Below are 14,157 nucleotides of genomic sequence, written 5' to 3' on the forward strand. Positions count from 1 at the left end.
CGTCCTTCCTTTCTGTTAGTTTTCTATCCCGCTGTTTTTCAACGCCACTCGCTCGGCAATCTTGAGGAAAGGCAGGTAGAAGAATACACCAAATACAATGATTGCCAACTGCACCACCACCGCCCGCCAGTCCCCCGCCGTCGCCAGCCAGGCACTCAGAATTGGCGGCGTGGTCCACGGGATCATCACCACGCAGCGCGACATTAGCCCCAGCGTAGTACAGAGCCAGGCGAAATAGATGCCGATGGCGGGCAGCAGCACAAACGGGATCATCAGCGGCAGGTTAAAGACAATCGGCAGGCCGAAGATCACCGGCTCGTTGATGTTGAATAAGCCGGGCGCCAGCGACAGACGCGCCACCTGCTTCGCCGATTTTTGTCGGGAGAAGATAAAGATGGCGATCAGCAGCGATATCGTGCTGCCCGTGCCGCCCACCATGCCGAACGTCGGCACGAAGATGTTATTGATGATATGCGGGATGGGCTGACCGTTGGCGAAGGCAAGCATGTTCTCGTTGGTGTTAATCAGCAGGAACGGCTCCAGCACCACGCTGTTCACCACCGACTGGTGAATACCCAGCGTGAACAGGAAGTTACCAAAGCTGTAGATGAAAATCGTCCCCGGCAGGCTGGTGTTGATCAGCCGCAGGGGCTGCTGGATAAAGGTCGTAATAAGATGGATCAGGTCCGTGTGCAGCACGTTTGCCAGTATGGCCGCCAGCACTGCGAACAGGGAGAGCGTGAGGATAGTTGGGATCAGCGCGGTAAAGGATTTGCTCACCGCCGGCGGCACGTTTTCCCCGAGGGAAATGTGCAGCGCCTTCAGCCGCGAGATGGCGATAAACACTTCTGTTGAAAGCAGCCCGATCAGCACCCCGGCGAAAATCCCGGTTGAGCCAATATTGGCGAACGTCAGCACCTGGGTGACGTTCACCGCGGCGTCGCTGCCGACGGGCGTAATTTGCAAGCGCATCGGCATCATGATGATGAAGCTGCTGACGGCGATAACCACTGCCGAGACCGGATTGTCGAAATCTTTGTTGCGCGCCAGCGACCAGGCAATCATCGGGGCCAGCAGCAGCGCGGCGATGTTCAGCGTGCCGTTGATAATCGCCTCGCCCCACACCTTAAACTGCACGAGCGTGTCGCCGTGAAAAATCCACGGAAACACCACGTTGTTCACCAGCACCGCCAGACCGGCGAGGATGAAAATCGGCATCACCGTGGCGAAGGCGTCGCGCAGAGAGCGCAGGTGCACCTGGTTTGCCAGGCGCGCCGAGAACTCAACAAACTTATCGACAAAGGACTGCATGTGCGGTGTTATTTTTGTTTCAGACATAGCGGATAGTTCCCATCAATCAGTCACAAAAACGGCCCGGCAGCGTACGGCTTACATCTCGCGTCCGTTGGTATGGATAACCTGTTTTAACCACGCGTAGCTCTTCTTCGGCACGCGCTTCAGGTCTTTCAGGTCGTGGTTTTCACGGTTGACATAGACCACGCCATAGCGCTTACGCATGTCGCCCTGGGAACTGAGAATGTCGATTAAGCCCCAACCAAGGTAGCCAATGACCTCCGCCCCGTCCTCGAACATCGCCTCCTTCATGGCCTCGATATGTGCCCGGTGGTAGTCGATGCGGTAGGTGTCATCAATCGGGTTCACGCCGTCCCAGGATTCAATCACCCCAATGCCGTTCTCAATCGGGAAGACCGGCATCCGCCAGTCGTTGGCGTAGCGGGTGATGATGGTGCGAAAGCCCAGCGGATCGATCTGCCAGTTCCACTCGGTGGCCTTCAGGTATGGGTTATTTTTCTCGCCGTGAAGCAGGTAATAGTTCACCGGCGTACCTTCCGGGATCGCATCACTGTCCAGCGTTTTGCTGGCGTAGTAGCTAAAGGCCATATAGTCGTTTCTGGTGCGCGCCAGCAGCGCGAGATCCTCGGCGCGGTAGATATCACCAAAGCCCTCCTGCTCCACCACCGCCATCACCGCCGGGCTGTAGCCCTGCCCCGCGAAAACGCGCAGCAGGTTCTGGTTGAGAAATTCGTCATACTGCTGGGCGCAGAAGATGTCACGCGGTTTGCAGGTGGCCGGGTAGATGAGCTGGTGTGCCAGCATGCCGCCCATCAGCTGGCCCGGTTTGGTCTGGTGCAAATACTCGGTCAGCGCCATGTGCGCCACCATCGTATGGTGCTGCAGCTCATACAGCTCGCGCAGGGTTTGCTCGCCTTTCATATAGCCCGAAATACGAAACGCTTCCGGCATATGGAAGATGTTCTGCTCGTTGAAGGTCAGCCAGTACTTCACGCGGTCGCCATAGCAGTCGATCATCTTTTTACCGTAGCGGATAAAGGCGTCCATTACGCGGCGGTCATTGAAGCCGTTGTACTCCTGCGCCAGCGCCAGCGGCATATCGAAGTGGTAGAGACACACCATCGGCTCGATGCCGCGTGCGATCAGATCGTCGATAAAACGGTCGTAAAACGCGATGCCCTCGTCGTTAAAATTGCCGTCGCCCTGCGGGCAGACGCGGCTCCATGAAATCTGAAAGCGGTAGCAGTTCATGCCCAGATCCTGCATCAGATCGAAATCTTCCCGATAGCGATGGTAGGAGTCGGTCGCCACTTTCCAGTCTGAGATGTTTTCCCCGGCTTCGCGAATGTCGTACACCGACATCCCTTTCCCACCCTCGTTCCAGGCCCCTTCCGTCTGCATGCTGGACACCGAGTTGCCCCATAAAAAGTTGGCTGGCAGTGAATTGTTCATGGTCTCTCCCTATATGACTAGTCATTTAAAATTTCATGACTAGTCATATAGGCGAAGATTAAATTTGGATCAAAGAGGAGGATCGTTTTTTGTGAGCAGTGCGGGAAAAAAAGCCCCGGCAAGCGAAGCGCCGCCGGGGAAAAGGAAGGTTACTGTTGTGCGAGCTGGTTACGGCGATATTCTCCCTGGCGCTCCAGCATCCAGCCCGGATACTCGCGCGGCAGCGCGCTCACCGCATCCAGCTGCTTAAGCTCGTCTTCGCTTAAGCGGATCCCTGTTGCGGCAATGTTGTCGTCCAGCTGATCGACGCGTTTAGCGCCAATAATCACGCTGGTTACCGCTTTCTGGTGCAGCAGCCACGCCAGCGCGATTTGCGCGACGGAGACACCCTTGCTTTCGGCGATAGTGCGCATCACGTCCACGCAGTCGAAGGCGCGATCTTTATCCACCGGCGGGAAATCGAACTCCAGACGGCGGCCACCGGTTTCGCTCGTCCCGTCGCGGCCATATTTTCCGCTCAGCAGGCCGCCCGCCAGCGGGCTCCAGACCATCAGCCCAACGCCTTCGCTCTGCATCATTGGCACCAGCTCACGCTCCAGATCGCGCCCGGCGATGGTGTAGTACGCCTGCAATGACGCAAAACGCGCCAGCCCCAGACGCGCCGAAATGCCCAACGCTTTGGCTATCTGCCACGCCGCCCAGTTAGAAACGCCGATGTAGCGCACGTGGCCATGCTGCACCAGGTTATCCAGCGCGTAGAGCGTCTCTTCAATCGGTGTTGCGGGGTCAAAGCCGTGAAGCTGATAGAGATCGATATGATCGAGCTGCAGGCGGCGCAGGCTCTCCTTCACGCTGCTGATGATGTGATAGCGCGAGCTGCCGCGCGAGTTCACCCCAGCGGTGCCCGTTTCGCCAAACACCTTGGTGGCCACCACCACATTTTCGCGCGGGACGTTCAGGTTTTTCAGCGCCTGCCCGAGTATCGTCTCCGAGCGCCCTTCCGAATAGACGTCGGCGGTATCGATAAAGTTGATGCCCGCGTCCAGCGCGCGGCCCACCAGCTGCTCGGCTTCGTTCTGCTTAAGCTGGCCAATCTTGCCCCACATGCCGTCTTCACCGCCGAAGGTCATGGTGCCGAGGCACAGTTCAGAAACAAACAGTCCGGTGTTGCCCAGTTTTTGATAACGCATAAGTGATTCCTCGCATGTCGATTGGGTACCCGATAGTTATACCCGCCCCTCAACCCTCGCGAATGTGGCGTTCCTGTCCGTTTCTTGCCCAATCCTCTGAATTTATCCGCGCGGGGCGTCGCCAAAGACGTTGTACTCCGGTAATTGCACCTGCTGATACGGCTCCCAGCCGCCGCCCAGAGCTTTGTAGAGCGCCACCAGATCGAGCGCGCTCTGCACCTGCGCCTGTGCGCGCTGCTGCTGGGCCTGCGCAAGCTGACGCTGGGCGTCCAGCACGTCGATAAAGCTGGCGATCCCCTGTCGGTAGCTGTCGCTTGCCAGGTCGAACGCGTTTTGCAGCGCGTCGATGGTCTTCGCGAGGCCCGCTTCACGCTGCTGGTCGGTGCGATAGCTCACCAGCGCGTTTTCCACATCCCCGAGCGCGGTGAGCACCGTCTGGCGATAGTCCAGCACCGCTGCGCCCTGCTGCGCACGCGCCACCTTGACACTGGAAACCAGCCGGCCGCCCTGGAAGATGGGAATAGAGACCTGCGGACCGAAGCTGTAGAAGTGGCTGCTCCAGTCGGTCAGCCAGTTAGTTTCGCTGTTGCGCAGGCCAAACTGCCCGGAGAGCGTAAAGCTCGGGAACAGCTCCGCCACCGAGACGCCGATTTGCGCCGTGGCAGCGTGAAGGTTCGCCTCCGCTTCGCGCACGTCCGGACGACGGCGCGCCAGCGTCGACGGAATGCCCGTTTGCACGATATCCGGCAGGGCAGGCATCGGCTGCACGCTTTGCAATTCCGCATCCAGCGCGCCCGGCGGCTTGCCGAGCAGGATCGCCAGGCCGTTCATCGCCTGCCGCTCCTGCGCCTGATATTGCGGCAGCTGCGCTTCAAGGTTGCCTAACTGCGCCCGGGCGTTTTCCACATCCATCTGCGGAGACAGCCCGCCGCGCTGGCGGCTTTCGGTCAGATCCAACGTCTGCCGGGCGCTCTCAATCTGGGTGTTCAGCGTGGCGATAATGCTCTGCGCCCCGCGCAGCTGGAGCCACGCGCGGGCCACTTCGGCCTCCAGCGACACCAGCGCGTCGTTACGCTGCTCTATCGCCGCTTTCTGCTGCGCTTCGGCGGCCTCCACCTGACGGCGCACCTTGCCCCACAGGTCGATTTCCCACTGGGCGTCGAAGCTGCCCTGGTAGAGGTTAACCGGCTGCGTCAGCGGCCCCAGCGCGCCTTTCAGATCGGGATCGATGCTATCCACCTGGTCGTACACACCGTGGGATTTCAGCTCTCCTTCCAACCCAAGCTGCTGGCGCGTCGCCTGCAGGTTACCGTTGACCGACGGATAAAACGCCCCGCCCGCCTGGTTAATCTGTTCACGCGCGCCGGCAATGCGCAGCACCGTTTGCTGCAGCGTCAGGTTTCCCGCGATGGCGCGTTCAACCAGGCTGTCGAGCTGCGCCGAGCCGAAGGTCTTCCACCAGCGCGGGTTGGTCGCGGCGGAGGTGGTTTGCGATTTCACCCCGCCGTCGCCCTTATCGTTCCAGTGCGTGACGGCGGGCGGCGCGGGCTGCTGGTAGTCCGGCCCGACGGCACAGCCCACCAGCAGCATCATTATCATCAGGGGGTGTAAACGTCTGTGTATCATCAATGTGCTCCTGCACTCCCCTCGCTCTTAACCGGCGAGAGCAACAAACAAAATGGGATCAGTAACAAGGCCACCGCGCTCAGGAGGGTGAAGACGTCGATGTAGGCCAGGAAGCGCGACTGCTCGATCATGGTCTGGTACATGCGCCCGGTGGCAATTCCCGTAGGGTCGCCCACCTGGGTGGTGAAGTTTTGAATCACCTGCGCGCTCTCACGAATCGCCAGCTGGAACTGTTCGTTAAACGGCGAAGCGTGGTACGCCAGATGAGCGCTGTGCGCCTGCGCGCGTTCGGTTATCGCCGCCGTCGAGAGCGAAATCCCAATCGAACCGGCCACGTTGCGGAACATGGTAAACAGCGCCGCCGCGTCGGCGTTCAGCCGCCTCGGTATCGAGATAAAGGCAATGGTGGTCAGCGGCACAAACAGGAACCCCAGCCCTATCGACTGGGCGCTGCGAAACAGCACCAGCGTTTCAAAGTCGATATCCGGCGTCAGCGTGCGCGACCAGAAGAACGACACCGCCAGACAGGTAAAACCAAATGCAATAATCCAGCGCGTCTGCACCACCGGCATCAGCTTCAGCACCAGCGGGATGGTTAACACAATCAACACCGCGCCGGGCGACAGCACCAGCCCTGACCAGGTGGCGGTATAGCCCAGGTCCTGCTGCGCCAGCTGCGGGATCACCACCGAGCTGCCGTACAGGATCATCGCCATCCCTGCCATTAACAGGCTGGAAATGGCGAAGTTGCGGTCCTTCATGCAGTGCAGATCCACAACCGGTTTTTTGGCATACAGCAGCCAGTAAATTGCGCCGATAATGCCGATGAGCGTCAGCACCGCGAAGGTGCGGATAAAGTTCGAGTAGAACCAGTCGTCATCTTCCCCCCGGTCGAGCATCACCTGCAGGCAGCCCAGGCCGAGGGCGATCAGGCCGATCCCCGTCCAGTCGACGGTCAGCTTCTCTTTTGACTTGCTCTCCCACGGCGGATCTTCCAGCAGCTGGTAGATCGCCAGCACCGTCACAATCCCCACCGGAATGTTGATAAAGAACACCCAGCGCCAGGAGTAGTTATCGGTGATCCAGCCGCCCAGCGTCGGACCAAGCACCGGCGCAACGATGATGGCAATGGACGACAGACCAAAGGCCTTGCCCCTGTCCTCCGGCTTGAAGTAGTCGAGCAGCACCGACTGCTGCGTGGGCTGCAGCCCGCCGCCAAAGAAGCCCTGCATCACGCGGAACAGGATGATTTGCCACAGCTCGGTGGCGATGCCGCACAGAAACGAGCAGATGGTGAACATCACGATGCAGATTAAGAAGAACTGCTTGCGGCCAAACAGGCGACTGAGGAAGGCAGAGATGGGTAGCACGATGCCGTTCGCCACCAGGTAGCTGGTCAGTACCCAGGTGGATTCGTCATAGCTGGCCGAGAGCGACCCGGCCACGTGCGGCAGCGCCACGTTGACGATGGTGGTGTCCAGAATTTCCATAAACACCGCGAGGGTGACAACAATTGCCACCGCCCACGGGTTGCTGGCGGGCTTCCAGCTATCGTGGCTGTGGTCCGTCATTCCACCGTCACCTTCGGTTCAACCGACAGCCCCAGCGGCAGCGGCCTGTTCGGATCCAGCCCCTTATCAATCACGATTTTCACCGGCACGCGCTGGACGATTTTGACAAAGTTACCGGTGGCGTTTTCCGACGGGAACGCGGAGAAGCGCGAACCGCTGCCCTGCTGGATGCTGTCAATGTGGCCTTCAAGTTCCATATCCGGCCAGGCATCCACAGAGACGCTGACCTTGTCACCGGGCTTCATGCGCTCCAGCTGCGACTCTTTGAAGTTCGCTACCACCCACACGTTCGGGGAGACCAGTGAGAACAGCGCCGTACCCGCCTGCACCAGCGTGCCGGGCTGTACGTTGCGTTTGGTGACGAAGCCGTCGAACGGGGCGCGGACTTCGGTGTAAGAGAGATTCAGGTTCGCGTTTTCCAGCTGCGCTTTGGCCTGATCGACCTGACGTTCGCGGGCTTCAACGTTGGTTTCCTGCTGACGGATTTGTAGCTGTACCTGCTCCGCCACTTCCAGCTGCGCCTGGGCGCTGGCCAGTCCGGCCTGCGCACTGCGCAATTGGGCATTCGCAGAATCGATACTTTGCTGCGTGGTCGCACGCGGGTCAACGCCGCGCTGACGGCGGTACTCCGCCTGGGCGTTCGCCATATCGGCCTGCGCTTTTAGCACCTGCGCTTTGGCTTCGTCACGCTGGGCAGGATATTGCACCTTCGAGAGCGCCAGCTGTGCCTGCGCCTGGTGGAGCTGAGCAAGCGCCAGCCCAAGCTGCGCCTGAGCCTGATCGCGCTGGGCCGTAGTATCGCGAGGATCGATAACCACCAGCAGATCCCCTTTCTTCACGCGCTGGTTATCACGCACGCGAAGCTCGGTGACGTATCCCGCCGTTTTGGGGGCAATGGTCACCACGTCACCGTCGGTAAAGGCGTCGTCGGTCGTCTCTTCATTACGGGTTAAAAACCACCAGACCAGCGCCACGACGACCATTACCACCACGACAACGCCGAGGATAATTAACGGTTTTTTGCCCGGGCGCTTGCGCGCATTATTGTTGTTTTCCTGCTCGTCAGCAGGCGGGTTTTGATCTTCAGCCATAGGTCAGCAACGGTCCTGTCAGTGAGCGGCATCACACTATGCCGTTCACTAAAGCTAGGACGTTGCTATACATTTGCCAGGATAAACTGACAAATAGCGCACTATATGAGAAGGAATAGTCCGAAACCGATCGCGGCTGCCCACATCAGCATCGGGACCGACCATAAATGGAAGCGCCACCAGATGCGGCGGTCGTTGGCCATGCGCAGGGCAATCAGGTTGGCAAGGGAACCGGGCAGCAGCCCAAACCCGCCGATGTTTACCGCCCAGGCCAGAAGGGTGTCAGGCGGAACATAGTTGAGCAGCAGAATGGTCGACGGCACGTTGCTGATAAACTGCGACAGGCCAATCGCCGTCAGCCACAGTCCCGGCTGCGACAGACCGCTGACGCCGTGAAGCACATTTTGCAGTGCAGGCAGCTGGATGAGCAGAGAGACATCGATAAACATCGCCATGAAGACCAGCAGCAGCGTCCAGTCGACGCTCACCAGCACCCACCGCGACAGCACTAAAAACCCGGCGGCAACCAGCAGCACGCCCGCCAGCTCAACCTTCATCTCCAGCGCGACCAAAAAGACGATATACAATGCCAGACAGCTCCAGACCAGCCGCGGCTGCCACTGCGGGCCCGTCGTGCCGCTGTGGTACTGCAGTTTTTTATCCGGGAAGGCAAACCAGCAGACCGCCAGCAGGGAAAGCATCATCACCAGCGCCAACGGGGCCATCTGCCAGGTAAAGGCGGCAAACGACAGGCCCGAACGGCCCCAGAGCAGGATATTTTGTGGATTCCCGATGGGCGTTAACAGCGAGCCAGCATTCACGGCCAGTGCTTCAAAGATAATCAGACGGCTGACCGGAATTTCACAGAGCTTACGCAGCGTGAGCGTGAGCGGCACGATGATAAACAGCGCGACATCGTTGGTCAGAAACGTCGACAGCACCGCTGCGGAAAAGACCATGAACAGAGACAGCCGGCGCTCGGTGGCAAAACGGCGCACCATTTTGCGCCCCAGAACATCAAAGTAGCCGCTTAGCTCTACCCCTTTGGTGAGCATCATTAAGCCGCTCAGGGTAATAATCGTGCGCCAGTCAATTGCCGCAGGCCAGGCGTGAGGGGTAAAGGGGACAAAGAGGCTTAAGCCTGCACCAATAATCAGTAAGAGATGAAAGAAACGGTCACGCGTCAGGGCTTGCAGGCCGGGGATGTTCATTCAGCAGAAGAACCATATTTGAGTGTAAATTCACGGAACTTCACCAGCGTTTCTTCACTGACGTGGTGCTCCATCCCTTCCGCATCCCGGCGGGCAATTTCCGGGCTGACGCCCAGTACCAGTAAAAAGTTCTCCACGATCTGATGACGCTCGCGGCTCTCCTGCGCCAGCTTTTCGCCTTCTGCCGTCAGGAACACGCCGCGCCACGGGATCATCTCGATCAAGCCCACTGACGCCAGACGTTTTAACATTTTGGCTACCGTTGGCTGGGAAACGCCCAGCCGCGCGGCCATATCGACCTGACGTGCTTCGCCAACCTCACGAATCAAATCGGAGATCAGTTCCACATAGTCATCAATCAGCTCCCGGCGATGCGCTTCACGCACCTGGCGGAACCCTTCTACGTGCTCTTCAACATTCACCAGTTGCGTCGTTTTTTTTGTAGTTGGCTTACCTGCGCGACGGTTCATTGTGCTTCCTCAATGGGGGTGACGCTTCCAGCGTCCTGTAACGGAGCGCACATTGTAAACCATAGCTCTACAAGCACAAAAATTTAACGAATTAGCCATAGCTATACAATATAGCCTGTGCTATATCTGTATGTAATGCAGTCACCCTTCACGGATCGAAGGGATCAGAAATCAGGAGGTCACATGAATGAATTCAAGAGGTGTATGAACGTGTTTACCCACTCTCCTTTTAAAGTGCGCTTAATGCTGTTGAACATGCTGTGCGATATGTTTAACAACAAACCGCAGCAGGATGACAAATCTTCTCACTAAGCGGCGTCGCGGTACGCCGCTTCATTTTTCCGTCACAAACCCCATGTAAACTGGCCTCTGGCCGCCTTAATCCCGATCTTTTTTACGGATTTGCAGTCTCCCTCGCAAAACATCTGTTTAGCAACTGTTGACCTTATTTCACGCTCGCACTATCTTCTTGCAGCCCTGCACCATTTGCGGCTCGCTGAAGCGGACCCTCATTCCCTCTCCACGCACTGTCAGGCAGGCTTTGACCCTTGGCGCCAGGGTGAGCACATGGCGTTTTCATGATAGTGATCTATGAACTTAACCCTGAAAGAAACACTTGTTACCCGCAGCCGGGCCTTAAGCCCGTGGACGGGATTCTACTTTCTGCAATCGCTGCTGATTAACTTTGCGCTTGGCTACCCGTTTAGCCTGCTCTACGCCGTGGCGTTTACCTGCGTGCTCCACGTGCTGTGGCGGAGTGCCCCGCGCGTGCAGAAAGCGTTGGTCGGGGTCTGTTCGCTGGTTGCTGCGATGTATTTCCCGTTTGGCCAGGCCTACGGCGCGCCAAACTTCAATACCCTGCTGGCGCTGCATTCGACCAATATGGAAGAGTCGACGGAGATCCTGACGATCTTCCCGTGGTACAGCTACGTGGTCGGGCTCTTTATCTTCGCGTTGGGCGTTATCGCCATCCGCCGTCAGTCAGGCGAGAAAAAATCCTGGGGTAAGATCGAAATACTCTGTCTGGTGTTCAGCATTGCCGTGGCGTTTGTCGCCCCCATCCAGAATATTCCCTGGGACGGTAAGCTAAGGCTCACCAATATTGGCTATCCGGTTTTCCGCTTCGTGAAAGACGTCGTGGTAAATAATAGAGAGGTTCTCGACGAGCAGGCGCGCATGGCTGAACTTTCCACCATGAAAGACACCTGGAACGTGCTGGCCGTGAAGCCGAAGTACCATACCTACGTGGTGGTGATTGGCGAAAGTGCGCGCCGCGATGCGCTCGGTGCTTTTGGCGGTCACTGGGATAACACGCCGTTTGCCAGTTCGGTAAACGGTGCCCTGTTTACCGATTACGTTGCAGCCAGCGGCTCGACGCAGAAATCACTCGGCCTGACACTGAACCGTGTGGTCGACGGCAAACCGCAGTATCAGGATAATTTTGTCACGCTGGCAAACCGCGCGGGGTTCCAGACATGGTGGTTCTCCAACCAGGGGCAAATTGGCGAATACGATACCGCCATCGCCAGTATTGCGAAGCGTGCCGATGAGGTTCAGTTCCTGAAAAGCGGTGATTTTGAAGCCGACAAAAACACGAAAGATGAAGCATTGCTGAAAATGACCGCGCAGGTCTTTGCCACTCAGCGCACCCAGCCACAGCTGATTGTTCTGCACCTGATGGGGTCACATCCTCAGGCGTGCGATCGTACAAACGGAAAGTACACAGAGTTTGTGCAGTCCAAAGAGACATCATGTTATCTCTACACCATGACGCAAACCGACGACCTGCTCAGCAAGCTCTATGCCCAGCTGCGCAATACGGGCGACAGTTTCTCGATGGTCTATTTCTCCGATCACGGGCTGGCGTTTAAAGAGCGCGGTAAAGAGGTGCAGTACCTGGCGCACGACGATGCATTTCAGCAGAACTTCCAGGTGCCTTTTATGGTGCTGTCGAGTGACGACAAAAAGCATCGCATCATCAAAGCGCGTCGTTCGGCGAATGATTTTCTGGCTTTCTTTTCACAATGGACGGGGATTGCTGCAGAGCAGATAAAAATTTCTTACCCGTTCGTCTCAAACAAGAAGGGCCCCCCAGTTTACGTTACCAACTTCAAGTTACAGAAAGTTGACTATAACCATCTGGGTACGGACATTTTTGATATTAAGAGTAAGTGATCTCTACCGTCTCGTGCGGTCTGATGCCCTCACCCTGGCCCTCTCCCACGGGGAGAGGGAAAAAGACAAAAAAAAAATCCGCCACAATGGGCGGATTTTTTACTGGCTCACCGAAGTGATTAGAAGCGGTAACCTACGCCTGCGATCCAGGTGCCAACGTCAACGTTGCGGATACGGCTCTGCTCATAGGAGAAGTCCAGTGCAACGTTTTCGATTGGGTTGAACTGCAGACCCGCGCCATAGGAGAAGCCGTAGTCGCTGTTGCTTGCAGTGCGGTTCAGACCTTCGTTTTCGGTCTGCTGGAATTTACCGTAACCAACACCTACAACACCGTAGATGCTAGCCCAGTCGTTCAGGCGGTAAGCAGGACCAGCGGTGATACCGTAGTACTGACCTTTGTTATATGCGCCGTTTTCAGTGCGATCTTTCTCGGTGTAAGTGAAAGAACCGATCACGCCCAGCGGGTTGTTGTCTTGCTCGTAACGGTACTTCAGGTTGAAACCGTTAGTTTTGTTCATCACGCCCTGCATATCGCTCTGAGCGTAACCACCGGTAACGGTAGAAGTAGCAGCTACAGCAGTACCTGCGGAAACAGCCAGAACTGCGGCCAGTGCTGAAAGACATGCAATTTTTTTCATAACCACCTCAAATGTGTTCAAGTAAGTCCGTAAGTTTTAAATATATCAAAAAATTTTGCGAAACTCTTTGTGATTCGTAATGTCTAACGAGGTCTTTCCTGTAACAGAACGTTTCCAGAATCAGCTATCTCGTTCAAATTACGTTAAATTTTCGCCGCAAAATAGTCATAGTGCGCGCCATCGCCGTTACATTCATCCAGATTATTCCTAATCTGACAGGCGATAAAACCAGCAACGCTTATCTATTTTACGGATTTTCCCTGGTTTTTTTTCAACAGTAGCTCAACCGTGAGCGCATATTTCCATTACACTGCGGCTTTTACCCTATTTGACATAAATTGACAGGAGAAAGGATGCCAGGGTTATCCCGCACGTCATCGGTCTGGATGCCGGTCGCTGTAATACTGATCGCCATGTTGTCGATTCAGAGTGGCGCGTCGCTTGCAAAATCACTCTTTCCTCTGGTGGGCGCGCCCGGCGTTACAGCCCTGCGTATTGCATTAGGGACGCTAATCCTCGTGGTTATCTTTAAACCCTGGCGTCTGCGTTTCAAAAAAGAGCAGCGGCTGCCGCTTCTTTTATACGGGCTGGCGCTGGGCGCGATGAACTACATGTTCTACCTCTCTATTCAGACCATTCCGCTGGGGATTGCCGTCGCGCTTGAATTTACGGGGCCGCTGGCGGTTGCTCTCTTCTCTTCACGTCGTCCGGTGGATTTCATCTGGGTCGTGTTAGCCGTTCTGGGGCTCTGGTTCCTGCTGCCGCTGGGTCAGAGCGTCGCGCAGATTGATCTGACGGGTGCCGCGCTGGCACTGGGCGCGGGTGCCTGCTGGGCTGTCTATATCCTCACCGGCCAACGCGCCGGGGAGGAGCATGGTCCGGCCACGGTTGCGCTGGGCTCGCTGATTGCCGCCATCATCTTTGTCCCCCTCGGTATGGCGCAGGCCACCGAATCCATCTGGCAATGGTCCATTCTGCCCGTGGGGCTGGCGGTCGCTATTCTTTCTACGGCACTCCCCTATTCTCTGGAGATGATAGCCCTGACGCGTTTGCCGACACGCATTTTCGGTACGTTAATGAGCATGGAGCCTGCACTGGCGGCTATCTCGGGGATGGTCTTCCTCGGCGAAACGCTGACGTTTACCCAGACGCTGGCACTGTGCTCCATTATCGCGGCCTCTATGGGATCAACGCTGACAATGCGCCCTGAACCCAAAGTGAAGAAAGTTGACATCAATTAATGCTCTATATTCTGCATGGCTTTCTCGCCATGCAGAATATAGGCGCCTTCCACGCTCATCATATTTCGTTACACGAACTGTCATCGTCACGAAATAATCCACAGGGCTACGCACCGTACGTTCAGAATTAAGATTGATCTGTATCAATTTCATAAAAATCATTTATTTTCAGCACGAT

At 56.9% G+C, this 14,157-nt stretch carries 12 protein-coding genes; 3 read left to right on the forward strand and 9 right to left on the reverse strand.

Annotated features, from left to right (window positions below):
* Nucleotides 1–15: 15 nt before the first annotated feature.
* The 8 genes from AC2T6E_RS06260 to mntR form a co-directional block, all read right to left on the reverse strand.
* Nucleotides 16–1,338, reverse strand: a complete 1,323-nt coding sequence (locus AC2T6E_RS06260) for a PTS sugar transporter subunit IIC (RefSeq protein WP_089598971.1) — start codon at nt 1,336–1,338, stop codon at nt 16–18.
* 51 nt (nt 1,339–1,389) lie between these two features.
* Nucleotides 1,390–2,766 carry a glycoside hydrolase family 1 protein gene (locus tag AC2T6E_RS06265; RefSeq protein ID WP_486690932.1) on the reverse strand — a complete coding sequence of 459 codons (1,377 nt, stop codon included), beginning with the start codon at nt 2,764–2,766 and terminating at the stop codon, nt 1,390–1,392.
* 149 nt (nt 2,767–2,915) lie between these two features.
* Complete coding sequence (locus AC2T6E_RS06270; RefSeq protein ID WP_010428955.1) at nt 2,916–3,956, reverse strand: aldo/keto reductase; 1,041 nt, start codon at nt 3,954–3,956, stop codon at nt 2,916–2,918.
* 102 nt (nt 3,957–4,058) lie between these two features.
* On the reverse strand, nt 4,059–5,582 hold the full coding sequence (locus AC2T6E_RS06275) for an efflux transporter outer membrane subunit (RefSeq protein WP_253179172.1): 1,524 nt from the start codon (nt 5,580–5,582) through the stop codon (nt 4,059–4,061).
* Nucleotides 5,582–7,153: a DHA2 family efflux MFS transporter permease subunit gene (locus tag AC2T6E_RS06280; RefSeq protein ID WP_486690935.1), complete on the reverse strand. Its 1,572-nt coding sequence runs from the start codon at nt 7,151–7,153 to the stop codon at nt 5,582–5,584. Before AC2T6E_RS06280 ends, AC2T6E_RS06275 begins: the two co-directional genes overlap by 1 nt.
* On the reverse strand, nt 7,150–8,244 hold the full coding sequence (locus AC2T6E_RS06285; RefSeq protein ID WP_010428945.1) for an HlyD family secretion protein: 1,095 nt from the start codon (nt 8,242–8,244) through the stop codon (nt 7,150–7,152). The genes AC2T6E_RS06280 and AC2T6E_RS06285 overlap by 4 nt, the downstream gene beginning before the upstream one ends.
* A gap of 101 nt (nt 8,245–8,345) precedes the next feature.
* Nucleotides 8,346–9,455, reverse strand: a complete 1,110-nt coding sequence (locus tag AC2T6E_RS06290) for an anion transporter (protein ID WP_486690937.1) — start codon at nt 9,453–9,455, stop codon at nt 8,346–8,348.
* Entirely contained in the window at nt 9,452–9,925 is a 474-nt protein-coding gene (gene mntR / locus AC2T6E_RS06295; protein WP_010428939.1) for a manganese-binding transcriptional regulator MntR, read from the reverse strand. The genes AC2T6E_RS06290 and mntR overlap by 4 nt, the downstream gene beginning before the upstream one ends.
* A gap of 183 nt (nt 9,926–10,108) precedes the next feature.
* Here mntR and mntS point away from each other — a divergent pair, with 183 nt between their 5' ends.
* Nucleotides 10,109–10,237 carry a manganase accumulation protein MntS gene (gene mntS / locus AC2T6E_RS06300; RefSeq protein ID WP_042718971.1) on the forward strand — a complete coding sequence of 43 codons (129 nt, stop codon included), beginning with the start codon at nt 10,109–10,111 and terminating at the stop codon, nt 10,235–10,237.
* A gap of 279 nt (nt 10,238–10,516) precedes the next feature.
* The gene (locus tag AC2T6E_RS06305) at nt 10,517–12,100 is read left to right on the forward strand and encodes a phosphoethanolamine transferase (RefSeq protein ID WP_316467299.1); all 1,584 of its coding nucleotides are present in this window, start codon (nt 10,517–10,519) and stop codon (nt 12,098–12,100) included.
* Between the two features lie 119 nt (nt 12,101–12,219).
* Here AC2T6E_RS06305 and ompX read toward each other — a convergent pair whose 3' ends face one another.
* Complete coding sequence (gene ompX, locus AC2T6E_RS06310) at nt 12,220–12,738, reverse strand: outer membrane protein OmpX (RefSeq protein WP_120158396.1); 519 nt, start codon at nt 12,736–12,738, stop codon at nt 12,220–12,222.
* 353 nt (nt 12,739–13,091) lie between these two features.
* Between ompX and rhtA the strand changes: the two genes are divergently transcribed.
* On the forward strand, nt 13,092–13,979 hold the full coding sequence (gene rhtA, locus AC2T6E_RS06315) for a threonine/homoserine exporter RhtA (protein WP_010428927.1): 888 nt from the start codon (nt 13,092–13,094) through the stop codon (nt 13,977–13,979).
* Nucleotides 13,980–14,157: the final 178 nt, after the last annotated feature.

It is taken from the genome of Enterobacter sp. B79-1 (genome assembly GCF_057444735.1).

What these genes read in the sequence shown, in the direction of transcription:
- AC2T6E_RS06260 (WP_089598971.1), bottom strand. Translation starts at nt 1,338, where the DNA reads ATGTCTGAAACAAAAATAACACCGCACATGCAGTCCTTTGTCGATAAG.
- ompX (WP_120158396.1), bottom strand. Translation starts at nt 12,738, where the DNA reads ATGAAAAAAATTGCATGTCTTTCAGCACTGGCCGCAGTTCTGGCTGTT.
- rhtA (WP_010428927.1), top strand. Translation starts at nt 13,092, where the DNA reads ATGCCAGGGTTATCCCGCACGTCATCGGTCTGGATGCCGGTCGCTGTA.
- AC2T6E_RS06290 (WP_486690937.1), bottom strand. Translation starts at nt 9,455, where the DNA reads ATGAACATCCCCGGCCTGCAAGCCCTGACGCGTGACCGTTTCTTTCAT.
- mntR (WP_010428939.1), bottom strand. Translation starts at nt 9,925, where the DNA reads ATGAACCGTCGCGCAGGTAAGCCAACTACAAAAAAAACGACGCAACTG.
- AC2T6E_RS06305 (WP_316467299.1), top strand. Translation starts at nt 10,517, where the DNA reads ATGAACTTAACCCTGAAAGAAACACTTGTTACCCGCAGCCGGGCCTTA.
- AC2T6E_RS06275 (WP_253179172.1), bottom strand. Translation starts at nt 5,582, where the DNA reads ATGATACACAGACGTTTACACCCCCTGATGATAATGATGCTGCTGGTG.
- AC2T6E_RS06280 (WP_486690935.1), bottom strand. Translation starts at nt 7,153, where the DNA reads ATGACGGACCACAGCCACGATAGCTGGAAGCCCGCCAGCAACCCGTGG.
- AC2T6E_RS06270 (WP_010428955.1), bottom strand. Translation starts at nt 3,956, where the DNA reads ATGCGTTATCAAAAACTGGGCAACACCGGACTGTTTGTTTCTGAACTG.
- mntS (WP_042718971.1), top strand. Translation starts at nt 10,109, where the DNA reads ATGAATGAATTCAAGAGGTGTATGAACGTGTTTACCCACTCTCCTTTT.
- AC2T6E_RS06265 (WP_486690932.1), bottom strand. Translation starts at nt 2,766, where the DNA reads ATGAACAATTCACTGCCAGCCAACTTTTTATGGGGCAACTCGGTGTCC.
- AC2T6E_RS06285 (WP_010428945.1), bottom strand. Translation starts at nt 8,244, where the DNA reads ATGGCTGAAGATCAAAACCCGCCTGCTGACGAGCAGGAAAACAACAAT.